Genomic DNA, 23,932 nt, shown 5'->3' with positions numbered 1-23,932 from the left:
CCTCTGACCCCCAGATTCGTAGTCTGGTGCTCTATCCAGCTGAGCTACGGGCGCCCGATCGAAGAGTTAACCTTCGACTATAGTGCAGCGGATCAGGGCATAAGCCCCACCACACCGCGACGTCACAAGTTTGAAATGGCGCGCCCGAAAGGATTCGAACCTCTGACCCCCAGATTCGTAGTCTGGTGCTCTATCCAGCTGAGCTACGGGCGCCTGACCGGGGGGAGCGGTGCGCCCCGCCGGTGGAGGTGGGATCTAAGGGGTTCGCCCCGGCTTGGCAACCCCTATTTCGCCAGCGGAAGAGGGGCCGCCTCACGGTCGGCCCCTCCCCCGTTCAGAAGCCCGCCTGGGTGACGAACTTGGTGTTGAGGTAGGCCTCGATCGCCTCCGAGCCGCCCTCGCTGCCGTAGCCGGAATCCTTCACGCCGCCGAAGGGCGTCTCCGGCAGGGCGATGCCGTGGTGGTTGATCGACATCATGCCGCTCTCCACCCGCGTGGCGAGCTTGGTGGCGGTCTCGGCCGAGCGGGTATAGGCGTAGGCGGCCAGGCCGTAGGGCAGGCGGTTGGCCTCGGTGAAGGCCTCCTCGTCGTCCGAGAAGCGCTGGATCGCGGCGATCGGCCCGAAGGGCTCCTCGTTCATGATCCGGGCGTCGAGGGGCACGTCGGTGAAGACGGTCGGCTCGAAGAAGTTGCCCTGGTTGCCGATGCGCTTGCCGCCGGTGCGCAAGTGCGCGCCCTTCTGCTCGGCATCGGCGACGAAGCCCTCCATCGCCTCGATGCGGCGGCCATGGGCGAGCGGGCCCATCTTCACCCCCTCCTCCAGGCCGTTGCCGACCTTGAGGTCGCGGGAGAAGCCCACGAAGCCGTCCACGAAGGCGTCGAACACCGAATCGTGGACGAGGAAGCGGGTCGGCGCGACGCAGACCTGGCCGGCGTTGCGGAACTTGTTGGCGCCGAGCACCTGCACGGCCTTGTTCACGTCGGCATCGCGGAAGACGATCGCCGGGGCGTGGCCGCCGAGCTCCATCGTGGCGCGCTTCATGTGCTTGCCGGCGAGGGCGGCGAGTTCCTTGCCGATCGCGGTCGAGCCCGTGAAGGTGATCTTGCGGATGATCGGGTGGGGGATGAGGTACGACGAGATCTCAGCCGGGTCGCCGTAGACGAGGCCGAGCACGTCGCCGGGCACGCCGGCGTCCAGCAGGGCCTGGATCAGGGCGGTGCAGCTCGCCGGCGTGTCCTCGGGGCCCTTGAGGATCACCGAGCAGCCGGTGCAGAGCGCCGCCGAGACCTTGCGCACCGCCTGGTTGATCGGGAAGTTCCAGGGCGTGAAGGCCGCGACCGGGCCGACCGGCTCGCGGATGACGAGCTGCATCACCCCCTCGGCCCGGGGCGGGATCACCCGGCCGTAGGCGCGCCGGCCTTCCTCGGCGAACCAGTCCATGGTGTCGGCGGCGCCGAGCACCTCCATCTTGGCTTCCGCCACCGGCTTGCCCTGCTCCAGGGTCATGATCCGGGCGATCTCGTCGGCGCGCTCGCGCATCAGGTTGGCGGCCTTGCGCAGCACCTTGCTGCGCTCGAAGGCCGAGACCTTGCGCCAGGCCTTGAAGCCGCGGTCGGCCGCCTCGAGGGCCTGGTCGAGGTCCTGGCGGGTCGCGACGGCGAGCTGGCTCAGGGTCTCGCCGGTGGCCGGGTTGAGGATCGGAATCGTCTGGCCGGCGCTGCCTGCGCGCCACTCGCCGGCGATGTGAAGCTTCACGTCTGGGAACATCGGGGGCTCATCCTCGTTCCGGAGGGGACGGGCCCTAACTAAGGCAATCCCCTCCGGCCGGACAGGCACCGCCGCGCAAGGCCTCGTGCCTGCGCGCACCTTGTCTGTCAGTGCATCACCTGACAGAGTCCCGAGCCTCGCCCCCGTCAGCGTCCACCGATGGCGCGGGCGATGTCCTCGAACCGCTTCTGGGTGGCACCGATCTGGCCGTAGACGTTCTGGCGCGTGCAGGCTGTGACCGTCATGCCGTAATAGAACAGGCCGGAATCCCGCTGGCCGCGGCAATCGAGGTAGTTCGGCAGCACGAAGACGGCGAGCAGCCCGGCGACGACCAGCCCGAGCTTGAGGACGAGCTTCACCGGCCAGGGCAGGTAAGAGGAGACACGCTCCTTCTTATGCTCCGCCGGGGCGGCCGTGACGACGATGCGGACGTCACCGCGCTCGTAGTCGCGGTCGAAGCCCCGATCTCCACCGCGGTTCATTCCGCGATCGAGGCGCTCGATCCCGCTGCTCCGGTATTGTCCGTGCATCCCTCGTCCCCTCTGGCACCGACCGCCGCGTCGACGATGCGGAAGACTTAGCCGCAACCGGATTAAATTTCCGTACGGTGCGTCGGTTGCACTCTCCGTACCTCGGCGATTGGCAGAGCGGATCTTCACAGCGTGCGGTAATCGCTCGGACGCGATACGATCCGGCCCGGGCGTGGCTCCATCGTCGCCGGGCGCTCATGTGCGCGCACGCACGTCGGCGGCATGCGGCGGCGCGTAGAAAGAAGGGGCCCTGACGGGCGTTCCTCCAAGACTTCGGGCCGCCCGCGAGGGCGGCCTTCTTCTGTGCAGACGTCGTACGGGAGGGCCAGTCAGAGCACCACGTGCCGGCCGAAGGTCTCGGGCCGGAACGGCAGCCGGAAAGTGACGGCGAAGCCGTTCTCGAGGTGGCGCACCACCGTGGCTCGGCGCTTGCCGACGGTCACCGCCTCGCCTACCGGCGGGACGTCGCTCACCGCGACGGCCACGCCGGTCATCGACAGGTCGATGATCGTTGCCGGCAGAACCCGGCCGTCGGCGCGACGGACCTCGACGGTGCGGGTATTCGGCACGATGCGCGGGTCGCTTCGCTGGTCGGCCTTTCCGTTCGCCTGGCCGGCGAGCCAGTCGAGGCGAGCGGCGAAGCGGGCGCGGCGCTCGGGTCCCACCTCCACCGCGAGGGTGAAGCCGTCCGGCGCGATCGTCTGGATCACCCCCGTCACCGGGCCGACATCGTCGAGGTAGAGGGTGACGGGGTCGCCCGGCAGGCCGCTCTCCGGCGCCAGCACGTCGATCGTCGCGAGGGAGAGGCTGCGGGTCTCGCAGACATGCTCCACCCCGCCCGGCAGCAGGTAGCGGCCACCGACCCGGATCTGGATCGACCGGAGACCTGGTTCGGGCTCGGGCTGGAGATGCAACTTCAAGGTATCCGCCAAGATCTTACAAACGCGATGGTAGCATCGCGCGACGCTCGGCCAGCCGCAAGGCCGCTTGCCGCTCGGCATCCACAATCCACCACGAGGCTTAATGCAGGGTGCATGGGATCGCGGCGATCGAGGATCGCGGCGATCGCAGGTCCGGAGCGCGGGCCGACGCCTATCGGCGGGCCGACCGGCCGCCCTGCCGGGAGCCGGCCCTCCTCGGCCCGATCTCGAACCCGGCGAGAATCCAGTCCTCGGGACGAGAATAGCCTGATGCGACGACACACGGCACGAAATCACGAGGCAATCCCGCAGCCCTACTCAAGCGTCACGGCCGCAGAGCCGGAACGACAACAACCAAGCGGGATCTGGACCATGGCACCGACATCGACAGGGCCGCATTTCGGCAGCCTTCTGCTGCGCGGTCTGCTCACCGCCGTCTTCGTGACCGCCGCCGGAATGAAGTTCCTCGCCGTGCCGTTCGAGGTCGCGGGCTTCGCGCGCTTCGGCTACCCGCTCTGGTTCATGTACGCGGTCGGGGCGGCGCAATTGCTCGGCGCCGTGCTGCTGTGGGGCCGCGGCACCGTGGCCTACGGCGCGCTCCTCATCGCCGCCGTGATGATCGGAGCGGCGTTCAGCCACCTGCGCGCCGGCGACCCGGTGGTGATGGCGGTGCCCGCCCTGGTGCTGCTCGGCGCAAGCGCCGGTCTCGCCTTCGCGCGCCGGGGCGAACTGGTGCCCGCGAGCCTTCAGGCCTCGCGGGCCTGAAAGCCCCTATTCCGCCGCGAACAGGCCGGCGGGCTCCTCCGCGCCGCCCTTCGGGTTGCCGGGCGCGGTCTCGCAGCCCAAGCCCGGCAGGGCGACGACGCGATTGCCGCGGAAATCGGTGCGGCACACCGCGGCGCCGCGACTCTCGACATAGGCGAGCAGCCGCCGCGCCCGGCCCGGGGAGCGCGAGCCGATGGCGCGGGCGAGCGCGTCGTCGGAGGGGCACGGCGCACCGGCGCGAGCGGCGCGGGCGAGCAGCAGGAACAGGCCTTGCACCTCCTCCGGCAGGCCGGCGCAGGCCGCCATCACGGCCTCGGCCTCGTCGCCCTCCGCCGCCTCCCCGTCGACGCCAGCCCGCGCGATGGCGAGGCGTCGGCGGAAACGCCCGAGATCGAGGGGCTCGCCCGGCAGCCGGCGCATCCGGCAGCGCACGAGGAAGTCCTGGTAGAGCACCGCGATCGGGTGGTGGGCAGCGTCCGGATCAGCGGCGATCTCGCGCAGGATGTCGGACAGGGCCGCGTCCCGCTCCGCCTCGCTCATGCTCGGCGCCACCTCGACCGGCTCCGGCGGCCGATACTGGGCGAGCTGCTGCAAGAGGTCGGTCGGGGTCGCCCGCGGGGTCGGGGCCGGGCGGGGCGCCGGGGTCCAGACCGGCTCGTTCTCGGCGGGCGTCAGGATCAGCTCGCGCAAGGAGTCGCCGGCGGCCGGACTCGGCAGCGGCACGAGCTTGGGGCTCGACGAGCGGGCGGAGGTCGCCACCGGCCCGATGGCGATCGGCAGCGGGCGCTTCGACAAGGCGGGGCCGAGCGCGATGAAGTGGCCGCGCTCGAGATCGCGAAAGCTCTCGGCCTGGCGCCGCTCGAGGCCCAGGAGGTCGGCGGCCCGGGCCATGTCGATGTCGAGGAAAGTGCGGCCCATCAGGAAGTTCGACGCCTCGGCGGCGACGTTCTTGGCGAGCTTGGCGAGGCGCTGCGTCGCGATGATGCCGGCGAGCCCGCGCTTGCGGCCGCGGCACATCAGGTTGGTCATCGCGCCGAGGGACGCCTTGCGGGCCTCGTCCGAGACCTCGCCGGCGGCGGCCGGGGCGAAGAGCTGCGCCTCGTCGACCACCACCAGCACCGGGTACCAGTGGTCGCGCTCGGCCTCGAACAAACCGCCGAGGAAGGCCGCGGCGGCGCGCATCTGCGCCTCGACGTCGAGGCTCTCCAGGGTCAGGACCACCGAGACCCGGTGCGCCCGCACCCTCGCGGCGATGCGCTGCAGGTCGGCCTCGCCGTGGTCGCCCTCCACCACCACGTGGCCGTGGGCGTCGGCCAGGGTGACGAAATCGCCCTCGGGGTCGATCACCACCTGCTGCACGTGCGGCGCGCTCTGCTCGAGCAGCCGGCGCAGGAGGTGCGACTTGCCCGAGCCGGAATTGCCCTGCACCAGCAGGCGCGTCGCCAGCAGCTCCTCCAGGTCGAGGGCGGCCGGCCGGCCGCTCGCCACCCCCATCTCGACGCTGATCGTCATCTCGGCTCCCTGCGATGGCCCGACTCGTAACACGGCCGGAGCGGCCCCGATCCGCACCCCGGACCGGGGTCCACAGGGAGTTCGCGTCAGCCGAAGGTGAGCGCCCGGGACCCCTCCCCCATCCGGTCGAGCATCCGCTTCCGCCACTCCTCGACGGGATCGTCGGCTTCGAGGAGCGCCAGCGCGCTGACGCCGCGGGCCCACAGGAAGGCGCCCATCACCACGTGATCGGCGTAGAGCGGCGCGTCGCCGCCGAGGAAGGGCTGATGCCGCAGAACGGCGCGGACCGGCGCGAGCGTCCGCCGCAGGGTCGCGAGCTGCGCCTCCGGGTCGGGACAGACCGCCTCCAGCGGCTTGCCGAAGCGCGCCTCGCGGCTCCGGCGGAAATAGGCCCGGTCTGCGTCGTCGAGGTGGCGGTGGATGTCGAGGAGGAGGAGCGGCACCAGGGCGAGGTGCAGCACCCCATCGGTCCAGGCGACGTGGAACCGGGTCAGCGCCAGCCCCGCCGTACCACCGAACAGCGACGGCCGGTCCGGATAGGCCGCCTCCAGGTGGGCGGCGATGGCCGAGGATTCGGCGATCGCCCGCCCGTCCTCGACCAGCACCGGCACCTTGTCCGAGCCCGAGAAGGCGAGCGCGTCCCGCTCCGTGAAGCGCCACGGCCGGCCGTCGAAGGCGAGGCCCTTGTGCTCGAGGGCGAGGCGGATGCGCCAGCAGAACGGGCTGAAGCGGCGGTCCGGATCGGCGGCGGCGAGTTCGTAGAGCACGCGGGACAAGGGTGTTTCCTCCGGCGGCGCCCTGGTGAGCCGGGCGGCTTGGCGGGGCGGATCATGGCCGGTGCTGGCGAAGGGGGCAACGCGGCGCCGTCTTCTCCCGGAAGAACGGCCGATCCGTCGCCCCACGGCTGCCGCTGGCCAGAACCCGCCCCGGGCTGAGGCAGGGCTTCCGGGGGGAATCGAGGCGCTGGGTCCCTCCTGTCTCCGCGGGCGGCGGGACCGAGAAGGGACGCAGGGCCCTCTCCTCCCCCCGTCAGATCCCGGGCTTCCCGCTCGCACGACGAGATGGTGGGATCGTTCCGATCCCCGGAGCCCTCTCCCCGCCCGCAGGGAGAGGAGCAAGCCCGCGCTGCTTCTTTCCCCGGCCAGCCCTTCAGCCGACAAGAAGGGAATTCCATCGCGATCCCGCACCGGAGAAATCATGTTTCTCCACACGTCCGAGTTTGGTTTTCCCATTTATTGACGATGGAGCGGAGGAATGGGACCTTCTCCGGACTTCCGGAAGACCCGCGACGACTGCCGCGTGGTGCCGGATCACCTCTGCTGGAGTCGATACGATGCATCCGACACGCCGCTCCGTCCTCGCGGGGCTGATGACGGCGGGCGCCTTGGCGGCGGGGTCGGCCCGCGCCGCCGAGGAGACTGCCCCGAAGGAATTCCGGATCGGCTATCAGAAGATCGGTCTGATCGTCGTCACCCGCCAGCAGCAGCTGATCGAGAAGCAGCTCGCCGATCGCGGCGTCAAGGTGCGCTGGTTCGAGTTCCAGGCCGGCCCACCCCTGCTCGAGGCGCTCAATGCCGGCAGCATCGATTTCGGCTATACCGGCGACGCACCGCCGATCTTCTCCCAGGCCGCCGGCGGCAACCTCGTCTATACGGCCGCCGCGGCGCCCTCCGGCGAGGGCGAGGCGATCCTCGTCAAGGACTCGTCGCCGATCCGCACCGTCGCCGATCTCAAGGGCCGCAAGGTGGCGGTGGCCCGCGGCACCTCCTCGCACAACCTGCTGGTCGCTGCCCTGGAGAAGGCCGGCCTGAGCTTCACCGACATCACGCCCGTCTACCTCTCGCCGGCCGATGCCGGATCGGCCTTCACGGGAGGCAGCGTCGAGGCCTGGGCGATCTGGGATCCGTTCTTCGCCATCGCACAGGCGCGCGACGCGACCCGGGTGCTCACCACCTCGGGTCAGGTTCTCGACGTCTCCGGCTACTTCCTGGCCAACAAGACCTTCGCGCATAACCATCCGGCGGTCGTCGGCGCGGCCCTGCGGGCGCTGGAGCAGGGCGCGGTCTGGGCCGAGGGTCACCGCGCGCAGGTGGCGCAGGCGCTCGCCGAAGTCACCGGCATCCCGCTCCCGATCCAGAAGGCGGCGGCCGACCGCACGCAGTTCGCCGTCCGCCCGCTGACGGATCGGATCCTCGACGGACAGCAGGCCACCGCCGACCGCTTCCACCGCCTCGGCCTGATCCCGCGGGCGATCACCGTGCGCGACGCGGTGTGGACGCCACCTCCGGCGTGAGGGAGGCAGCGACACGGGGATAACGTACCGGACCGCCGCAGCAACCGACAGACTCCGAGCGGCATCCGGGTCTGCCGAGCGCAGGCCGCCACGGCCCGGGACGGCGCAGTCGAGGATCCGGGATCCCTAACCGCCGACATCGGAGAAAGAGACGGATCGCGGTCGGACTCGTCCTGCACCATCGCCGGTGAGGGATCCCGGGCTCCGCTTTCGTGGCCCCGTGAGGTCGAGGAGGGTTTCCATTCGGTCGGCCAACTCGAACAAGCCCTGAAGCGAAGCGAGAGATCCAGGGGACGGGAGCGTGCCATCGAGGGACGAGGTCGGCCCCAAACCTCGCGATCCTTCGGTCACATCGCGGACGCCGCCACCTGCGGATGCGCGGCCTTCCCACCACCCGGTTTCTCGGCCGCCTTCGTTGCCTTCCAGGTGTTGTGCTGGGACATGGAGGCGCGCAGCGCCGCCACGTTCTGCGCGGCTTGCGCCGGGCCGAGGTCGCGGGTGAGCACCTGCTCGGCCTCGCCGAAGCGGCCCTGCAGGCCGAGCACCAGGGCGAGGTTCTGGCGCACCCGCCCATCGGCGCGGGGATCGGCGCTCGCCTGGCGGAGCGTGGATTCCGCCTCGGGCAGGCGCTTGGCAAGGGCGTAGGAGAGGCCGAGATTCGACAGCACCGCCGGCTCGCCGGGCACAATCTTGAGCGCCGCCTCGTAGTAGCGCTGGGCCTGGACGTGGTCGCCCATCTGGTCGGCCACGGCGCCCTGCGCGGAGAGCACGCGCCAATCGGGGTTCGCCGGCGAGTGGGCGTTGCGCAGCACCTCGGCCGCCTCGCCGAAGCGGCCAACCTCGGCCAGGCTCTTGCCGTAGGCCGCGAGCACCGCCGGGTTCTTCGGGTTGCGCAGGGCGGTCTGCTGCAGCACCGCCGCGGCCTGGGCGCCCTGGTCGGTCGCCCGGAGGGCCTGGGCGTAGGCCATCGCCGTGCCGATATCGGCCGGGTCCCGCTCGTAGCGTGCGGCGAGGCGCCCGACATCGCGCCGGGCGGTGTCCGCCGGGGCGCTGGCATCGATCGAGCCGGTGGTCAGGGGCTGGCGCGACAGGCAACCCGACGCCATCAAGGCCATCACGCCGGCGACGGCGAGCCGCCGCAGGGGATTCGAGCGGACGGGACGGGTCTCGACGGTCGCGGGCATCGGCCACTCCAGGGGCGGGCCTGGGATGTGGCAACCCCGCTCCCACGGCCCTCGTGACCGTGGTGATATGTCGTTAACCCTAATCCGCCGTTAACGCTGCGGCGTGTCCGACGGGGTCGCCTTCGGGGCCGGCTGCGGCGCCTTCGCCCCGCCCCGGTCGGTGCCGACGCCGTGGCGGCTCGGGGTCACCGGCTCGCCGTCATGGCGGTTGCCGTCCTCGACGCCGATGGTCTCGCGCCGCTCCAGCGGGTTGATGGGCTTCTGCTCCTCGGCCATGGGGGTCTCCTTCGCGCATTGCCGTCTCGTCCGGGGTGACGCCGCAGAGCCGCCGGGGTTCCCCGGAACCGGCCGGCTCGCGAGCATTGACAAGAGCGGCGTCTTGGCTCCCCCTCCGGCCTTTCGAAGGAAGGGATGCCCCGCGTGACCACGCTCCTGCCCGCGACCGAGGACGCCATCCCGATCCGCTGCGTCGACGCCGCCGGCTGGCCGGCGCTGGCGGCGGAGCTGCCGCCGCTCGCCGCCGCCTTCGCGCGCGCCTCCGGCTTCGAGGCCAAGCCCGGCCGGACCGCCCTGCTGCCGGGGCAGGACGGGGCGCTGTCCCTGGTGCTGTTCGGGGTCGAGGCGGGCGGCCGGTCCGATCCGTTCGCGGTCGGGCGCCTGCCCGAGGCCCTGCCCGAGGGGACCTATCGTCTCGAGGGCCTGCCCGGCGATCCGGCCCTCGCGGCGCTCGCCTGGCGGCTCTCGGGCTACCGCTTCGGCCGCTACCGCGAACGGGCGGCGCCGAAGGCCCGGCTGGTCGCGCCGGAGGGCGTCGACGCCGCCGAGATCGACCGTATCGCCGATGCGGTAGCGGCGGGCCGGGACCTCGTCAACACGCCGGCAAACGACCTCGGTCCGGCGGAGATCGAGGCGGCGGCACGGGCGCTCGCCGCACGTTTCGGCGCCGCCTGCACCGTGATCTCCGGCGAGGCGCTGGAGCAGGGATTTCCGCTCATCGCCGCGGTCGGCCGGGCCTCGCCGCGGGCGCCGCGCCTGATCGACCTGACCTGGGGCGCTTCCGACGCGCCGCGCGTGACCCTCGTCGGCAAGGGCGTGGTGTTCGATACGGGCGGCCTCGACATCAAGCCCTCCGCCGCGATGCTTCTGATGAAGAAGGACATGGCCGGGGCCGCGGTGGCGCTCGCCGCCGCCGAGATGGTCATGGGAGCGGGCTTACCCCTCCGCCTGCGGGTGCTGATCCCGACGGTCGAGAACGCGGTCGCCGGCGACGCCTTCCGCCCCGGCGACGTGCTGGCGAGCCGGCGCGGGCTCACCGTCGAGATCGGCAACACCGACGCGGAGGGGCGGCTGATCCTCGCCGACGCGCTCTCCCTCGCCGACGAGGAGGCGCCCGAGCTGGTCTTCGACTTCGCCACCCTGACGGGGGCGGCCCGTGTGGCGCTCGGCCCCGACCTGCCGGCTTTGTTCACCGAGGACGACGCGCTCGCGGCGGAACTCGCCGCCACCGGTCTCGTCGTCCACGATCCGGTCTGGCGCATGCCGCTCTGGGCGCCCTACGCCTCCCTGCTCGATTCGAAGGTCGCCGACCTCAACAACGTCTCGGGCGGCCCCTTCGCCGGGGCGGTGACGGCGGCCCTGTTCCTGCGCCGCTTCGCGCCGGCGGCCAAGACCCATGTCCATCTCGACCTCTACGGCTGGAACCCGAGCACCAAGCCCGGCCGGCCGGAAGGCGGCGAGGTGCAGACCGCGCGCCTCGTCTACGCCCTTCTCAAGAGCCGCTACGCGGTGCCGAGCGCCGCGCGCTCCGCCTCGTAGGCCTCCCGCACCACCGCCTTGCCGTAGCGGCGCTCCAGCCGCCGCACGGTGAAGTGGCCGCGGGCGATGGCCTGGAAGTGGTCCATGAAGGCGGTGTTGACGGCCGCCCCCCCGAGGGCGCCCAGCACCGGCACCGCCTGGGCGGCGAGCTTCTGCGAGACCACGCCCCCGAAGCGGGCACCGACCTGGCCGGCGAAGCGCATCAGCGCCGGCGCGCTCTCGTCGACGAGGCCGCGCCCGGCGGCGTAGCGGGCCGCCTCCGACATCGCCTTGGCGAGCGCACCGCGCACCGCGAAGTAGCCGCTCTCGGCCGCGCTGCCGGTCGCCCCCTCGGCCTGGCTCGAACCGCGGCCGCCGAGCGCGAAGACCTGCATGCAGGCGAGCGCGGCTTCCGGATCGCCCAAGTCCTCGCCCTCGCGCTGGGCGATCTCGGCGATCGAGCGCAGCATCAGGGTGGTGGAGAGCGGCAGTTCGACGGCGAGCGTGGTGATGCCGAAGGCGCCCCCGATGGCGCCGGAAACGGCCGCCAGCGCCTTGTGGCCACGGTCGCCGGGCGGGAAGCGCTCCAGCAGCTCCATCGCCCGGGCACGCCAGGAGGGCGAGAGGTCGGGACCGAGCGGGGCCAGGGCACTGGCCTCCGCCCTCGGCTCCGACGGCGCCTCCGCCGCCTTCGGCAGGGTCGCCAGAGCCACGTGCAGCGCGCCGCGCATCGCCGTCTCGGTGGCGTGGCCGACTGCGTCGACGACGGGGGTCGGGAGGGCGCGGGTGATGAGGTCGAGGGGCGCGCCCGCCATGGCGGAGAGCCGGCCGGCGAGGCTCGGGCGTTCCAGCGCTGCGACCGCACGGCGTAAGGCGCCCCGGTCCTCGGCGCTCAACGGCTCCGGCGCCCCGACCGGGACGGGGGACGGGGCGGGCTCGACGGCGACGATCTCGGACACGGGCGCTCCCTCGCGGATGACGGGCGATTCGCCGGATAAAGCTGGGACGCCGGGGGCGGGTTCCGCAAGGGGCGGGCAGCTGGGGCGGGCAGCTTGGGCGGGCGCCCCGGCCGTCACGCCCGGGCCGGCAGTTCCTCCGGCGACGCCGGCTCCGTCTCGCCGGGCAGCATCCGCAAGCCCAGGCACAGCAGGGTCACCGGGATGCCGACGGCGGCGGTCATGACGAAGAAGGCCGGGTAGCCGAGCGACTCGACGGCGAAGCCCGAGAGGCCGCCGACGAACTTGCCTGGCAGGGCGTAGAGCGAGGAGAGCAGCGCGTATTGCGTCGCCGCGAAGGCCGGCGAGGTCAGGCTCGACATGTAGGCGATGAGCGCCGTGCCCGCGAAGGCGCCGGCGAAGTTGTCGATGCTGATGCTGGCGACGAGGAGCGGCAGGTCGTGGCCGGCAAGCGCCAGCCAGGCGAACATCAGGTTCGAGGCGGAGGCCGCGATCCCGCCGATCAGCAGTGCCGGGTAGAGGCCGAGGCGGCTCACCGCGATGCCCCCCGCGAAGGCCCCGGCGATGCCGACCCAGACGCCGTAGACCTTCGAGACCGTGGCGATCTCCGACAGGGAGAACTTCATGTCGATGTAGAGCGGGTTCGCCATGATGCCCGACACGATGTCGGGCAGGCGGTAGACGGTGATCAGCGCCAGGATCAGCACCAGCCCCGAGCCCTTGCGGCGCACGAGGTCCGCGAAGGGATCGACCACCGCCTCGCGCAGGGCGTGCCGCCAGCCGCGCCGCGGCCCCGGATCCCGCGCCTGCACCTTCGGTGCGGCGAGGGTGCCGACGATGGCGACGAGCATCAGCAGCGCCATGCTGCCATAGGCCGGCGCCCAGCCGAAGGCGTCGGCGACGAACAGCGCGCCGGCCCCGGCGCAGATGCGCGCGAGGCTGTAGCCGAGCTGGTAGGAGGCCAGCATCATGCCCTGCCGCTCGGTCGGGGCGGAATCGATGCGCCAGCCGTCGACCACGATGTCCTGCGTCGCCGAGGCGAAGGCGATCACGAGGGCACAGACCACGGTGTAGCCGAGGGATCCCGCCGGGTCGCCGCGGCTCATCGCCAGGAGACCCACCGCCACGGCGATCTGGGAGAGAAGCATCCAGGCCCGGCGCCGGCCGAGGAGCCGCGACAGCACCGGCAGGTCGATCCGGTCGATGACGGGGGCCCAGAGGAACTTCAGCGTGTAGGCGAGCGACACGTAGCTGAGGAGCCCGATGCTCGAGCGCTCGATCCCGGCGCTGCGCAGCCAGGCCGACAGGGTGGCGAAGACGAGGAGGATCGGCAGCCCGGCGCCGAAGCCGAGCACCAGCATCAGGGCCATCCGCCGATCCGCCGCCACGTCCCGCAGGGTGGCGCCGGTGCGGGCGAGCCAGCCCGTGCCCTCTCTCCCGGCCGTCTTGGTCATCGTGATCGTCGTCCTCCAGGCGTGAGGCACCGCATGCGGCAACCATCGCGCAGTCGACCCCAGCATGTGGGCGGGATCATGATGGATGAAGAATTAATATTGCGTCCACCGCAGCTTACGTGACCATCGGGAACCCAGCCCCCGGTCGCGGGTTCGCTGAGGAGAGGGGGCCACGGCCCCGCTCCGCCGCGGATCGGCCGCGCGGGGCTGAGCCGCGGACGGGCGGGTTGCGGATGATCGGGTTCAATGCTCCGAGGGAGGCCGGAACGAGGACGACGCGCGCGGACGAGGCGCCGCTCCCGGAGGCGTCAGCCTCCGATGCGCCGTTCCTGGCCGCCTTCCGCGCTAGCGCGGCGCCGATGGTGATGACCGACCCTGCCCTGCCCGACAACCCGATCGTGTTCACGAACGACGCGTTCTGCCGGCTCACCGGCTACGCGGCCGACGAGGTGATCGGCCGCAACTGCCGCTTCCTGCAGGGCCCCGACACCGACCCCTCGGTCATCGCCCGGGTGCGGGACGCGGTGACCCGGGGCGAGCCCCTGCGGGTCGACCTCCTGAACTACCGCAAGGACGGCCATCCGTTCTGGAACGACATGACCCTCACCCCGGTGCGGGACGAGGCCGGGATCGTCCGCTCCTACTTCGCGGTGCTCACCGACGTCACCCGGACCCGCCAAGCCGAGCGGGCGCTGGCGCGGGAGAAGGACGGCCTCGCCCACGATCTCGAGGCGCGCAACCGGTCGCTCCAGGCCGCCCTCGACCAGCAGACGGCTCTGCTGCACGAGGTCGACCACCGGGTGAAGAACAACCTCCAGGTCATCTCCTCCCTGGTGCTGCTCAAGGCGCGACGCGCCCGCGACCCCGCCTGCCGCGACGTCTTGCGTAGCATGGCCGACCGGATCGGCGCGCTCGCCACCGCCCACCGCCTGCTCTACTCGGTGAGCGACGTCGCCCGGTTCGACCTGCGCGACTTCGCGACAGACTTCGCGGCCGACCTCGAAGCCGGGCTCGATTCGGACCGCATCGCCCTTTCGGTCGATGTCGCGGCGGTGGCGGTGCCGGCCTCGATGGCCGCGCCCCTGGCGCTCCTGGTGCACGAGCTCGCCGTCAACGCGGTCCGGCACGGCTTCCCGGGCGAGCGCAGCGGCCGGGTCGCCATCACGGCGCGGGCGGAGGACGAGCGCCTGATCCTCGACATCCGCGACGACGGCGTCGGCATGCCGGCGGAACCCGACAACCCGGAGGGCTTCGGCCGCGACCTCGTCGGCATGCTGGTGCGCCAGCTGCGCGGCAGCCTCACCTTCGAGGACCTCAGCCCCGGCACCCGCGCCTACGTCGTCCTGCCCTTGGGAACCGGTCATTCGGGAAGCAGGCGTTGAGCGGGGGCGGCCTGCGGGTCATGATCGTCGAGGACGAAGCGTTCATCGCCCTCGAGCTCGAATGCCTGCTGGAGGAGGCCGGTTACGTGCCGGTCGGCGTCGCGGCCCGCTCGGGCGAGGCGATCGCGCTCGCTCGCGACCTCGCCCCCGACATCGCGCTCGTCGACATCCACCTCGCCGACGGCCCGACCGGCGTCGCGGTGGCGCAGGCCCTGAGCGCCCGGCCCGGGACCACGGTGCTGTTCACCACCGCCAACGCCAAGCGCGTCCCGCCGGATTTCGCCGGGGCCGTCGGGATCATCGCCAAGCCCTATTCCGAGCGGGTGATCCGCGCGGCTTTGGCCTACGTGGCGGGGCGGTATCACGGTGGCGTGCCGGCGGAGGTGCCGGACGGGGTGGTGCTGGCGCCGGCACCTTAGAACGAACAGCGATGCGCTGTGTGCCAACGATCAGACATTCGATCGTTGTGGCAAGATCAGCGGTTTTATTATATATTATACACCAATATCACTGACTAATTGCAGCCTGCATTTGATCATACGGAAATAATACCACAGCATAAATCTTAGATCATTCCACTTGAGAACTGTAAATTCGATGTGATATCGATTCTCTTGCAAATCTACCGACGCAAGAGATGGCATCGTGATTTCGAAAAAATTCTTTCCGGAACCGCCGCGGCCGCAGGCGACGGGACGTTACATCGTGAAGTTCGCACCCGAGATTGAAGCCGCACAAGCGCAAGCGCTCATTGCGGATCGGACCGGGATCCGCGCGCTCGACGTGCGCGAGGTCGGGAACGCGTCGCTGCCAGCTCCGAGTCCGAACGCGCCGGAGGGCGGTATCGTCATCGACCGATTCAAGGTTGCGATCATTCAGCCGCAGCAGGATGCCGGTGCGCGCGTCGCAAGCCTCCAGGCGGAGGGAGGCGTGATCGTGCGGCCAGAATTCTACCTCTTCGCCATCAGCGAACTCGAGAGGCGCTACGCCGCTTGGGTGCGGGAGGGGCTCTCGATCCTGGCCAACGGCTATCCCGGTGCGGTGACGTCGCCCGCGGTCGTGGCAGCGGCGAGCATGCCCGCCGCGACAGTGGCGGTCTACGCCGACAACGATCGGTTCACCTGGGGACTCCAGGCCATCGGAGCCGACCTCACGCCCTATGGCGGCAAGGGGATCAGAGTCGCGGTCCTCGATACCGGCCTCGATTTCGACCATCCCGACTTCAACGGACGCAGGATCGTCAGCCGGAGTTTCGTGCCGGACGGGTCGGTGCAGGATGTCCAAGGGCACGGCACCCACACGGCCGGCACGCTCGCCGGCCCGGCGGCGTCGAGGATCGGCCGGCGCTACGGCGTCGCACCGGATGTCGACCTCTACATTGGCAAGGTTCTGGACGATCGCGGGGCCGGAACCGAGGGGGACATCATCCGAGGCATGAACTGGGCGATCGAGGAGAAATGCGCCGTCATCTCGATGTCCCTCGGCCGACCGACCCGGCCGGACGAGCCCCATGACCCGCTCTACGAGGAGGCTGGCCTCGCCGCCCTCGACGAGGATTGCCTGATCGTCGCGGCGGCCGGCAACGAGAGCGGACGCGACTACGGCTACATCGCCCCAATCGGCGCTCCGGCCAACTCGCCCTCGATCATGGCGGTCGGAGCGGTCGATCCAAAGCTGAAGGTGGCGCCGTTCTCCTGCGGCGCGGTGAACGAGGACGGGACGACGCTTGACATCGCCGGTCCGGGCGTGTCGGTCTACTCGTCCTTCCCCCGCCCCCGGCTGTCGCGCGTGCTCCAGGGCACCAGCATGGCCTGCCCGCACGTGGCCGGCGTCGCCGCCCTGCTCGCCTGCATGGATCCATCCCTGCGCGGGCGGCGCCTGTGGGAGGCACTGACCGCCGCGGCTCGCGAGACCGGCTCGGCGCGGGACCACGGCAGCGGCCTCGTTCAGTGCCCCCAGGGCGCGGGCGTCTGATCTGCGCGGCGCCGCCGAATGACTTCGCTCCGGGAGTCACGCGCCGGGGGCGGACGAGTTCGTGCGAGCCCGGCGCGAAGGCGCCGGTCACCCGAGCAGAGCTGTCGCGCGTAACACTGCCTCGCGTCCCGCGGCGGCGTCACTCTCGTAGCCGAACCGGCAACCATTTCGATGAATGATACTGCGCGATGACGAGAGGCCCCGCCTTCCGTGTGCCCCCGATAGGGCGCGGTGATCACGAGCCGCGTCCGTATCATCGGACGGCGCACATGATGGCAGCGGACAAAGCGAACCTGTGTCCCCGTAGCGGCTTGCGTACGGGATCGAATCACCCGACATTACGCTTATACACTTATGAATCTTGTCAAGATGGGGAAACACCATGGCTGACGTTGGAATGATAATTATGGTGGAAAAAGATAAGCGCGCCGATATACAAAATGTTGCAAAGTCTCTTGAAGAAAAGGGCTTGCACATTCAGGAAACGATTCCGCGCTTTCGCACAATTGTCGGGACGAGCGACAGCGGACTTATCGGCACCTTCAAGTCGGTTGCCGGCGTCGAGACGGTTCGGCCGCAGGCAACATTCCAATTGCCGGACATGGACGAGAAAGTACCGCAGTGAGATGGTGGTGGACGAACGGACGCCGGCTCACAATGGACGATGCGGCACGATCGATGACCGTGCTAGGATTGCCTCTTCGCCCGGCCGCAGCGCGGCCGGGCGATTGTCGTGACGGCCACGAGGTAGCAGCCGAGCGTATCATGGGGCTGGGGTCTCACCCCTCCGCCCGCGCCGCCTTGAGCCGATAGAGCGCATCCAGCGCCTCCCGCGGACTCAACGAATCCGGATCGATCCCGTCGAGCAGCAAGCCGATCGGGTCAGGCTTCTCCACCGGAGGCGCTGGCGGCGGAGCAGCCGGCATCGCGGCAAAGAGCGGCAATTCGGCGGGGGCCTTGCGCCGGCCCGGACCGCCCTCCCCCCGCTCCAGTTCGGCCAGCAGCGCCTTGGCGCGGGCGATCACCGGGGCGGGCAGGCCGGCCAGCCGCGCGACCTGGAGACCGTAGGAGCGGTCGGCCGCGCCGGGCACCACCTCGTGCAGAAAGACCACGTCGCCCTTCCACTCCGTCACCTTGAGGGTGGCGTTGGAGAGCCGATCGAGGCGCTGCGCCAAGCCGGTCAGCTCGTGGAAGTGGGTGGCGAAGAGCGCCCGGCAGCCATTGGCGCCGTGCAGGTGCTCGAGGCAGGCCCAGGCGATCGACAGGCCGTCGAAGGTCGCGGTGCCGCGGCCGATCTCGTCGAGCACGACGAGCGAGCGGCGGGTCGCCTGGTTCAGGATCGCGGCGGTCTCGACCATCTCGACCATGAAGGTCGAGTGGCCCCGCGCCAGGTCGTCGGCAGCACCCACGCGGGAGAACAGCCGGTCGACGAGGCCGAGATGGGCGTGAGCCGCCGGCACGTAGGCGCCCATCTGGGCCAGCACCGCGATGAGCGCGTTCTGGCGCAGGAAGGTCGACTTGCCGCCCATGTTCGGGCCGGTGACGAGGAGGATCTGGCCTGCCTTGTCGCCGGAGAGGTCGCAGGCATTGGCGATGAAGGCCTCGCCCGTCTTGGTCAACGCCGCCTCGACCACGGGGTGGCGCCCGCCCTCGATCCGGAAGGCGAGGCTGTCGTCGACGGTGGGACGGGTCCAGTTCAGCTCGACGGCGAGTTCCGCGTGCGAGGCCGCGACGTCGAGGGCGGCGAGCGCGCTCGCCGCCGCCACGATCGAGTCGGATTCCGCCATCACCGCCCGTGACAGGTTCTCGAAGATCTCGAGTTCGAGGGCGAGGCCGCGCCCGGCGGCGTTGGCGATCTTGGTCTCCAGCTCGCCCAGCTCGACGCTGGTGAAGCGCATCGCGTCCACCATGGTCTGGCGGTGGACGAAGGTGGCCCGCCAGGGATCCTTCAGCAGGGTCTCGCCGAAGGCCTGCGGCACCTCGATGTAGTAGCCGAGCAGGTTGTTGTGCTTGATCCTGAGCGTGCGGCAGCCGGTGTCGGACGCGTAGCGGGCCTGGAGCCCGGCCACGACCTGGCGCGAGTCGCGCTGGAGCGTGCGGGATTCATCCAGCTCAGGCCGGTAGCCCTCGCGCACGAAGCCGCCGTCCCGGCGCTGCAAGGGCAGGTCGTCGGCGAGGGCGCCGGCGAGGTCGTCGGCGAGGCTCTCGTCGAGCCCGGCCAGGATGCGGGCGGCCTTGCCGATCTCGCCCGGGAGCGCGCCCGCCCCGGCCAGCGCCGTGGCGATGCCGCGGGCGGCGAGCAGCCCGTCGCGCAGCGCCGCGAGGTCGCGGGGCCCGGCCCGGCCGAGGCCGATCCGGGTGAGCGCCCGGGCCATGTCGGGGGCGCGGGCCAGCTCGGCCCGGAGTTCCGCCCGCAAGGCCCCCTCGCTCACCAGGAATTCCACCGCGTCGTGCCGGCGCCGGATCAGCGTGAGATCCGTCGAGGGACCGGCAAGCCGCTCGGCGAGCAGCCGGGCACCGGCTCCGCCGACCGTCCGGTCGATGGCGGCGAGCAGGCTCCCGGCCCGCTCGCCCGACAGGGTGCGGGTCAGTTCGAGGTTCGCCCGCGTCGCCGCGTCGATCATCAGGCTCGCGCCCGCCGCCTGGCGGGTCGGCGGGCTCAGGGTCACCTTGGCGCCGAGCTGGGTGCGGGCAATGTAGTGCAGGACCGCGCCCGCCGCCGCGACCTCGACCCGGCTGAAGGCGCCGAACCCGTCGAGGGTCTGGACGCCGAACTGCTCCTTCAGCGCCCGCTCGGCGGAGGCGGGATCGACGTCGCCGCGCCCGACCGGCGTGACCGCGGACCGGGAGTCGCGCCACAGCCGGGCGAGGTCGGGATCCTGGTGGATGGCCTCCGCCATCACGATCTCGCGGGGATCGAGCCGGGCGATCTCGGCGGCGAGCCCGGTGCCCTCGACCTCGCCCAGCGAGAACCGCCCGGTCGAGATGTCGACGGCGGCGAGCCCGTACAGCCACGCGGAGTCCGAGGCGCGCCGGCGCGCGAGCGCCAGCAGCACGTTGGCCCGGCCGGGATCGAGCAGGCGATCCTCCGTGATGGTGCCGGGGGTCACGAGGCGCACCACCTCGCGCCGCACCACCGATTTCGAGCCGCGCTTCTTCGCCTCGGCCGGGTCCTCGGTCTGCTCGCAGACCGCGACCCGGTGGCCGAGCCCGATCAGCCGCTGGAGGTAGTCGTCGGAGCGCTCCACCGGCACGCCGCACATCGGAATGTCGGCGCCGCCATGCTTGCCGCGGCGGGTGAGCACGATGCCGAGCGCGCGCGAGGCGATCTCGGCATCCTCGAAGAACAGCTCGTAGAAATCCCCCATGCGGTAGAACAGCAGGGAATCGGGGTTCGCCGCCTTGATCTCGATGTACTGCGCCATCATCGGCGAGATCTTGGTCTCGTCGTCGGCGGACGCGGCGCGCCGGCCGCGGGCGGGCGGCGGGGGGCCTGCATCGGCCGGTTCGTAGGCCTCGTCGCGCAGGAGGCGGCCGGTGTCGCTGTCCATCGTCATGAGATCTCGGGCCGTAGACCTTGGGCTGTGGTCGGATCCGCGGCGATCCTGGTCCGCCAGACTACCAGAAGCCCGCGGCCACGCTCTAGACCGGCACAACGGGGAAGATGGGGATGGTCATCCCCGCCGCAAAATGGCGCGCAAGCGGGTGTTAGCGCCGCCGCGCCGCTTGAGCCGGCCGGATCATGGCCCTAAGGGACGGATCCCCCAGAGTATGATCCTGGTCGCACGAGAAGAGCTTGGCATGAGCGAGTCCCGCCCCGTCACCCGCCGCAAGCGCCCGACCTTCACCGACCAGGAGGCGCTGCAGTTCCACCAGCACGGCCGCCCGGGCAAGCTGGAGGTGGTGGCGACGAAGCCGATGGCGACGCAGCGCGACCTGTCGCTCGCCTACTCGCCCGGCGTCGCCGTGCCGGTGCTCGCTATCGCGGACGATCCGGCGCTGGCCTACGACTACACCGCCAAGGGCAACCTCGTGGCGGTGATCTCGAACGGCACCGCGATCCTCGGCCTCGGCAACCGCGGCGCGCTGGCTTCCAAGCCCGTGATGGAGGGCAAGGCGGTCCTGTTCAAGCGCTTTGCCGACATCGATTCCTTCGACCTCGAGGTCGGCACGGAAGATGCCGACGCGTTCATCAACTGCGTGCGCTATCTCGGCCCGACCTTCGGCGGCATCAACCTGGAGGACATCAAGGCCCCCGAGTGCTTCATCATCGAGGAGCGCCTGCGGGAACTGATGGACATCCCGGTCTTCCACGACGACCAGCACGGCACCGCGATCATCTCGGCGGCGGGCATGATCAACGCCCTGCACCTGACCGGTCGCGACATTGCGGAGGCGCGCCTCGTCGTCAACGGTGCGGGGGCGGCCGGCATCGCCTGCATCGAGCTCGTCAAGGCGCTCGGCTTCCGCTCCGAGAACGTGATCCTTTGCGACACCAAGGGCGTGGTGTTCCAGGGCCGCACCGAGGGCATGAACCAGTGGAAGTCGGCCCACGCGGTCGCGACCTCGAAGCGGACCCTCGAGGAGGCGATGGAGGGCGCTGACATCGCGTTCGGCCTCTCGGTCAAGGGCGCGTTCACGCCCGAGATGATCGCCTCGATGGCGCCGCAGCCGATCATCTTCGCGATGGCGAACCCCAACCCGGAGATCACCCCCGAGGAGGTGGCCCAGGTCCGCGACGACGCCATCGTGGCGACCGGGCGCTCGGACTACCCGAACCAGGTCAACAACGTCCTGGGCTTCCCCTACATCTTCCGCGGCGCGCTCGACGTGCACGCCACCACGATCAACATGGAGATGAAGATCGCGGCGGCGCAGGCGCTGGCGGCGCTCGCCCGCGAGGATGTGCCGGACGAGGTGGCGGCGGCCTACCAGGGCACGCGCCCGCGCTTCGGGCGCGAATACATCATCCCGGTGCCGTTCGATCCGCGCCTGATCCACACCATCCCGCCGGCGGTGGCGAAGGCCGCGATGGAGACCGGCGTCGCCCGCAAGCCGATCGACAACATGGACCGCTACCGGGCCCAGCTCTCGGCGCGGCGCGACCCCGTCGCCGGCACGCTGAACCGGGTGTTCGAGCGGGTGCGCAAGTTCCCCAAGCGCGTCGTCTTCGCCGAGGGCGAGGAGGAGGTGGTGATCCGCGCCGCGATCTCCTTCGTCAACCAGGGCCTCGGCACCGCGATCCTGGTCGGGCGCGAGGACCGGGTGATGGCCAATGCCGAGGCCGCCGGCATCGATCTCTCGGGCCGCGACAACATCGAGATCCACAACGCCGCGAAGTCGCACCGCAACAGCGTCTACGCGCAGTTCCTCTATGCCCGGATGCAGCGCAAGGGCTTCCTGTTCCGCGACTGCCAGCGCCTGATCAACCAGGACCGCAACCACTTCGCGGCCTCGATGGTGGCGCTCGGCGACGCCGACGCGATGGTGACCGGCACCACCCGCAACTACTCGATCGCGCTGGAGGACGTGCGCCGGGTCATCGACCACAAGCCCGGCCACCGGGTGATCGGCGTCTCGCTCTGCCTCGCCCGCGGCCGCGTGGTGCTGGTCGCCGACACGGCGATCCACGAGATGCCGAGCGCCGAGGAGCTGGCTGGCATTGCCATCGAGGCCGCCGGCGTCGCCCGCCGCCTCGGCTACGAGCCGCGGGTGGCGATGCTCTCCTTCTCCACCTTCGGCTTCCCCAAGGCCGAGCGGGCCGAGAAGGTGCAGGAGGCGGTGCGGATCCTCGACGGGATGCGGGTCGATTTCGAGTATGACGGCGAGATGTCGGCCGACGTCGCGCTCAACAAGGACCTGCTCGCCCAGTACCCGTTCAGTCGCCTGAAGCAGCCGGCCAACGTCTTGGTGATGCCGGCCTTCCACTCGGCCTCGATCTCTACCAAGATGCTGCAGGAACTCGGCGGCGCACAGGTGCTCGGGCCGCTGATCGTCGGCCTCGACAAGGCGGTGCAGATCGTCCCGCTCGGGGCGACGGATTCCGACCTCGTCAACATGGCGGCGCTCGCGGCCTATAATATCGGGGGCTGATCCCGAGCCTCAGGCGCCGCCCGCCTCGCGGGCGGCGTCCTCCCTTGCCAAGCCTTTTCCCACCATGTTCCCTTTGCCCACTACGTTCCCTTTTCCGACCATGTCCCGGGCCAGTTCCTCCGGCACCAGGGCGGCTTCGTCCTGGCGGGCCGCCAGGGCTGCCAGGCGCACCGGCCGGTAGTCCCAGGCATCGACCCCGACATCGCAGGAGCGGGTGGTGTCGGGCAGCGTGCCGTGGGTATGGCCGTAGAGGTGGCGGGTGCCGCGCCACAGGCCTGGCCAGGCCCGGTGGGCGTAATGCGCGAGGAAGAGCCGCCACTCGCGGCCCTCCTCCCGCAGGGTGAGGCGGGCGCTTTCGACCGGCGGGTCGGCCCAGGGCAGGGCGAGGACCCGGTTGCTGTCGTGGTTGCCGCGCACCAGGCGCTTGATGCCGTTCAACCGGGCGAAGACCGCTGCGCAATAGGCGCGGTCGGCATGGGCCGCGAAATCGCCGACGTGCCAGACCTCGTCGTCCGGCCCCACGGTCGCGTTCCAGTTGGCGACCAGGGTCTCGTCGTGCTGGTCGAGCGAGGGGAAGAGGCGGCCGCGCTGGCGCAGGATATGGCTGTCGCCGAAATGCGTGTCGGCGGTGAAGAAGACGGCCATGCGTACCCGGTTCGCCCGCGTGACGGATGCGGGATCAGATGGGGCGGCCGGGCCGGCCGGCACGGGACGGATCGCCGCGTCGGGACCATGAGCGGAGCGGCTGACCGGGCGACCGCTCCGCCATCCTCTGGTCTCGTTTCAGTAATTGTAGTTCTGGCGCGGTCCGTAGCCGTCGCGCGGGCGCACGCGGGCGCCGTAATCGACGTCGCGCGCAGCGCGGCGCTTGGCGAGCGCCCGGCCGGCGAGGCAGCCCGCCACGGCGCCGACGACGCCGCGCTCGGCCAGGTAGTGCCCGGCGATGCCGCCGATGATCGCCCCCTTGATGCAGCCCTTCGCCTCGGCTGCGCCGACGCCCATCAGCGTCACGACCGCCACCACAGCCGCCTTCGCCACGTTCCGCATGATGCCTCCTCGCGCTCTGCGATCCATTCAACGGCCAGGCTCGGCCACCGTTCCGTGGCGGCAGAGCCCCCAAAGGGCGGCGATGACGGCCGGCTCGGTCGGGCCATGCCCGCCCGGCATGAGCTTGGCCGGCATGAGCTTGGCCGGCATGAGCTTGGCCGGCATGAGCTTGGCCGGCTTGACCTGGAGCGTGGTCAACGATTCTTTACCAACCGCCGTTATGGCAGCAGGGCTGACCCGCCGAGGTGACATGTCAGGAC

Annotated in this window: 21 protein-coding genes and 2 tRNA genes (1 of these 23 running past the window's edge); 8 read left to right on the top strand and 15 right to left on the bottom strand. The window is 70.9% G+C overall.

Annotation, left to right across the window (positions count from 1 at the left end):
* The 5 genes from MFF64_RS16310 to MFF64_RS16290 all read right to left on the bottom strand — a co-directional run.
* A tRNA-Arg gene (locus MFF64_RS16310) sits at nt 1-54 on the bottom strand (it extends 123 nt beyond the left edge of the window).
* An 82-nt stretch (nt 55-136) separates the two neighbouring features.
* Nucleotides 137-213 (bottom strand) — tRNA-Arg (locus tag MFF64_RS16305).
* Nucleotides 214-334: 121 nt separating this feature from the next.
* Nucleotides 335-1,768: an NAD-dependent succinate-semialdehyde dehydrogenase gene (locus MFF64_RS16300; protein WP_099900242.1), complete on the bottom strand. Its 1,434-nt coding sequence runs from the start codon at nt 1,766-1,768 to the stop codon at nt 335-337.
* Between the two features lie 146 nt (nt 1,769-1,914).
* Nucleotides 1,915-2,250: a hypothetical protein gene (locus tag MFF64_RS16295; RefSeq protein ID WP_133123080.1), complete on the bottom strand. Its 336-nt coding sequence runs from the start codon at nt 2,248-2,250 to the stop codon at nt 1,915-1,917.
* A 377-nt stretch (nt 2,251-2,627) separates the two neighbouring features.
* Entirely contained in the window at nt 2,628-3,218 is a 591-nt protein-coding gene (locus MFF64_RS16290; RefSeq protein ID WP_238191543.1) for a PilZ domain-containing protein, read from the bottom strand.
* A 372-nt stretch (nt 3,219-3,590) separates the two neighbouring features.
* Between MFF64_RS16290 and MFF64_RS16285 the strand changes: the two genes are divergently transcribed.
* Nucleotides 3,591-3,983 carry a DoxX family protein gene (locus tag MFF64_RS16285; RefSeq protein ID WP_099900237.1) on the top strand — a complete coding sequence of 131 codons (393 nt, stop codon included), beginning with the start codon at nt 3,591-3,593 and terminating at the stop codon, nt 3,981-3,983.
* A 6-nt stretch (nt 3,984-3,989) separates the two neighbouring features.
* Here the strand turns inward: MFF64_RS16285 and MFF64_RS16280 are convergent, their stop codons facing one another.
* Nucleotides 3,990-5,495 (bottom strand): ATP-binding protein, encoded by a 1,506-nt coding sequence (locus tag MFF64_RS16280; RefSeq protein ID WP_238191541.1) that lies wholly within the window; start codon nt 5,493-5,495, stop codon nt 3,990-3,992.
* 86 nt (nt 5,496-5,581) lie between these two features.
* On the bottom strand, nt 5,582-6,271 hold the full coding sequence (locus MFF64_RS16275; RefSeq protein WP_238191538.1) for a glutathione S-transferase family protein: 690 nt from the start codon (nt 6,269-6,271) through the stop codon (nt 5,582-5,584).
* 557 nt (nt 6,272-6,828) lie between these two features.
* Between MFF64_RS16275 and MFF64_RS16270 the strand changes: the two genes are divergently transcribed.
* Nucleotides 6,829-7,788: an aliphatic sulfonate ABC transporter substrate-binding protein gene (locus tag MFF64_RS16270; protein WP_099903976.1), complete on the top strand. Its 960-nt coding sequence runs from the start codon at nt 6,829-6,831 to the stop codon at nt 7,786-7,788.
* A 347-nt stretch (nt 7,789-8,135) separates the two neighbouring features.
* Here MFF64_RS16270 and MFF64_RS16265 read toward each other — a convergent pair whose 3' ends face one another.
* Together MFF64_RS16265 and MFF64_RS16260 are read right to left on the bottom strand one after the other, a co-directional pair.
* Nucleotides 8,136-8,972, bottom strand: coding sequence for a tetratricopeptide repeat protein (locus MFF64_RS16265; protein WP_099903974.1), 837 nt, complete (start codon nt 8,970-8,972; stop codon nt 8,136-8,138).
* Nucleotides 8,973-9,062: 90 nt separating this feature from the next.
* Nucleotides 9,063-9,248, bottom strand: a complete 186-nt coding sequence (locus MFF64_RS16260) for a hypothetical protein (RefSeq protein WP_099903972.1) — start codon at nt 9,246-9,248, stop codon at nt 9,063-9,065.
* Between the two features lie 135 nt (nt 9,249-9,383).
* Between MFF64_RS16260 and MFF64_RS16255 the strand changes: the two genes are divergently transcribed.
* Nucleotides 9,384-10,787, top strand: coding sequence for a leucyl aminopeptidase family protein (locus tag MFF64_RS16255; RefSeq protein ID WP_238191535.1), 1,404 nt, complete (start codon nt 9,384-9,386; stop codon nt 10,785-10,787).
* Here the strand turns inward: MFF64_RS16255 and MFF64_RS16250 are convergent.
* Both MFF64_RS16250 and MFF64_RS16245 read right to left on the bottom strand, forming a co-directional pair.
* Nucleotides 10,751-11,725, bottom strand: a complete 975-nt coding sequence (locus MFF64_RS16250; protein ID WP_099903250.1) for an EcsC family protein — start codon at nt 11,723-11,725, stop codon at nt 10,751-10,753. The two genes, MFF64_RS16255 and MFF64_RS16250, sit on opposite strands and share 37 nt — an antisense overlap.
* Before the next feature lie 113 nt (nt 11,726-11,838).
* Nucleotides 11,839-13,176 carry an AmpG family muropeptide MFS transporter gene (locus MFF64_RS16245; protein ID WP_099903253.1) on the bottom strand — a complete coding sequence of 446 codons (1,338 nt, stop codon included), beginning with the start codon at nt 13,174-13,176 and terminating at the stop codon, nt 11,839-11,841.
* Between the two features lie 233 nt (nt 13,177-13,409).
* On the opposite strand from MFF64_RS16245, the gene MFF64_RS16240 reads away from it, so the two are divergent.
* The 4 genes from MFF64_RS16240 to MFF64_RS16225 all read left to right on the top strand — a co-directional run bounded on the left by MFF64_RS16240 (nt 13,410) and on the right by MFF64_RS16225 (nt 17,157).
* A complete protein-coding gene (locus tag MFF64_RS16240) occupies nt 13,410-14,558 on the top strand; it encodes a PAS domain-containing protein (RefSeq protein WP_309296454.1) in 1,149 nt (382 codons plus the stop codon).
* Complete coding sequence (locus tag MFF64_RS16235) at nt 14,555-14,977, top strand: response regulator (protein ID WP_273557154.1); 423 nt, start codon at nt 14,555-14,557, stop codon at nt 14,975-14,977. The genes MFF64_RS16240 and MFF64_RS16235 overlap by 4 nt, the downstream gene beginning before the upstream one ends.
* A 286-nt stretch (nt 14,978-15,263) precedes the next feature.
* The gene (locus MFF64_RS16230) at nt 15,264-16,532 is read left to right on the top strand and encodes a S8 family serine peptidase (RefSeq protein ID WP_238191530.1); all 1,269 of its coding nucleotides are present in this window, start codon (nt 15,264-15,266) and stop codon (nt 16,530-16,532) included.
* 382 nt (nt 16,533-16,914) lie between these two features.
* Nucleotides 16,915-17,157, top strand: coding sequence for a hypothetical protein (locus MFF64_RS16225; RefSeq protein ID WP_133123372.1), 243 nt, complete (start codon nt 16,915-16,917; stop codon nt 17,155-17,157).
* Between the two features lie 154 nt (nt 17,158-17,311).
* Here the strand turns inward: MFF64_RS16225 and mutS are convergent, their stop codons facing one another.
* A complete protein-coding gene (gene mutS, locus MFF64_RS16220; protein ID WP_438823079.1) occupies nt 17,312-20,089 on the bottom strand; it encodes a DNA mismatch repair protein MutS in 2,778 nt (925 codons plus the stop codon).
* Nucleotides 20,090-20,333: 244 nt separating this feature from the next.
* Here mutS and MFF64_RS16215 point away from each other — a divergent pair, with 244 nt between their 5' ends.
* On the top strand, nt 20,334-22,625 hold the full coding sequence (locus MFF64_RS16215) for an NADP-dependent malic enzyme (RefSeq protein ID WP_099905794.1): 2,292 nt from the start codon (nt 20,334-20,336) through the stop codon (nt 22,623-22,625).
* A gap of 9 nt (nt 22,626-22,634) precedes the next feature.
* Here the strand turns inward: MFF64_RS16215 and MFF64_RS16210 are convergent, their stop codons facing one another.
* The 3 genes from MFF64_RS16210 to MFF64_RS16200 all read right to left on the bottom strand — a co-directional run bounded on the left by MFF64_RS16210 (nt 22,635) and on the right by MFF64_RS16200 (nt 23,870).
* A complete protein-coding gene (locus MFF64_RS16210) occupies nt 22,635-23,270 on the bottom strand; it encodes a metallophosphoesterase (RefSeq protein ID WP_238191528.1) in 636 nt (211 codons plus the stop codon).
* Nucleotides 23,271-23,408: 138 nt separating this feature from the next.
* A complete protein-coding gene (locus MFF64_RS16205; protein WP_207768188.1) occupies nt 23,409-23,672 on the bottom strand; it encodes a hypothetical protein in 264 nt (87 codons plus the stop codon).
* A 27-nt stretch (nt 23,673-23,699) separates the two neighbouring features.
* On the bottom strand, nt 23,700-23,870 hold the full coding sequence (locus tag MFF64_RS16200; protein ID WP_238191526.1) for a hypothetical protein: 171 nt from the start codon (nt 23,868-23,870) through the stop codon (nt 23,700-23,702).
* Between the last annotated feature and the right edge of the window lie 62 nt (nt 23,871-23,932).

The organism is Methylobacterium frigidaeris (assembly GCF_022179185.1).
Lineage (GTDB): Bacteria > Pseudomonadota > Alphaproteobacteria > Rhizobiales > Beijerinckiaceae > Methylobacterium > Methylobacterium frigidaeris.
This window is presented reverse-complemented; position numbering and strand designations above follow the sequence as displayed.

Coding starts and splice junctions, on each gene's coding strand:
- MFF64_RS16285 (WP_099900237.1), top strand. CDS start 3,591: ATGGCACCGACATCGACAGGGCCGCATTTCGGCAGCCTTCTGCTGCGC.
- MFF64_RS16205 (WP_207768188.1), bottom strand. CDS start 23,672: ATGCGGAACGTGGCGAAGGCGGCTGTGGTGGCGGTCGTGACGCTGATG.
- MFF64_RS16215 (WP_099905794.1), top strand. CDS start 20,334: ATGAGCGAGTCCCGCCCCGTCACCCGCCGCAAGCGCCCGACCTTCACC.
- MFF64_RS16245 (WP_099903253.1), bottom strand. CDS start 13,176: ATGACCAAGACGGCCGGGAGAGAGGGCACGGGCTGGCTCGCCCGCACC.
- MFF64_RS16280 (WP_238191541.1), bottom strand. CDS start 5,495: ATGACGATCAGCGTCGAGATGGGGGTGGCGAGCGGCCGGCCGGCCGCC.
- MFF64_RS16255 (WP_238191535.1), top strand. CDS start 9,384: ATGCCCCGCGTGACCACGCTCCTGCCCGCGACCGAGGACGCCATCCCG.
- MFF64_RS16225 (WP_133123372.1), top strand. CDS start 16,915: ATGGCTGACGTTGGAATGATAATTATGGTGGAAAAAGATAAGCGCGCC.
- MFF64_RS16265 (WP_099903974.1), bottom strand. CDS start 8,972: ATGCCCGCGACCGTCGAGACCCGTCCCGTCCGCTCGAATCCCCTGCGG.
- MFF64_RS16300 (WP_099900242.1), bottom strand. CDS start 1,768: ATGTTCCCAGACGTGAAGCTTCACATCGCCGGCGAGTGGCGCGCAGGC.
- mutS (WP_438823079.1), bottom strand. CDS start 20,089: ATGACGATGGACAGCGACACCGGCCGCCTCCTGCGCGACGAGGCCTAC.
- MFF64_RS16210 (WP_238191528.1), bottom strand. CDS start 23,270: ATGGCCGTCTTCTTCACCGCCGACACGCATTTCGGCGACAGCCATATC.
- MFF64_RS16240 (WP_309296454.1), top strand. CDS start 13,410: ATGATCGGGTTCAATGCTCCGAGGGAGGCCGGAACGAGGACGACGCGC.
- MFF64_RS16270 (WP_099903976.1), top strand. CDS start 6,829: ATGCATCCGACACGCCGCTCCGTCCTCGCGGGGCTGATGACGGCGGGC.
- MFF64_RS16295 (WP_133123080.1), bottom strand. CDS start 2,250: ATGAACCGCGGTGGAGATCGGGGCTTCGACCGCGACTACGAGCGCGGT.
- MFF64_RS16260 (WP_099903972.1), bottom strand. CDS start 9,248: ATGGCCGAGGAGCAGAAGCCCATCAACCCGCTGGAGCGGCGCGAGACC.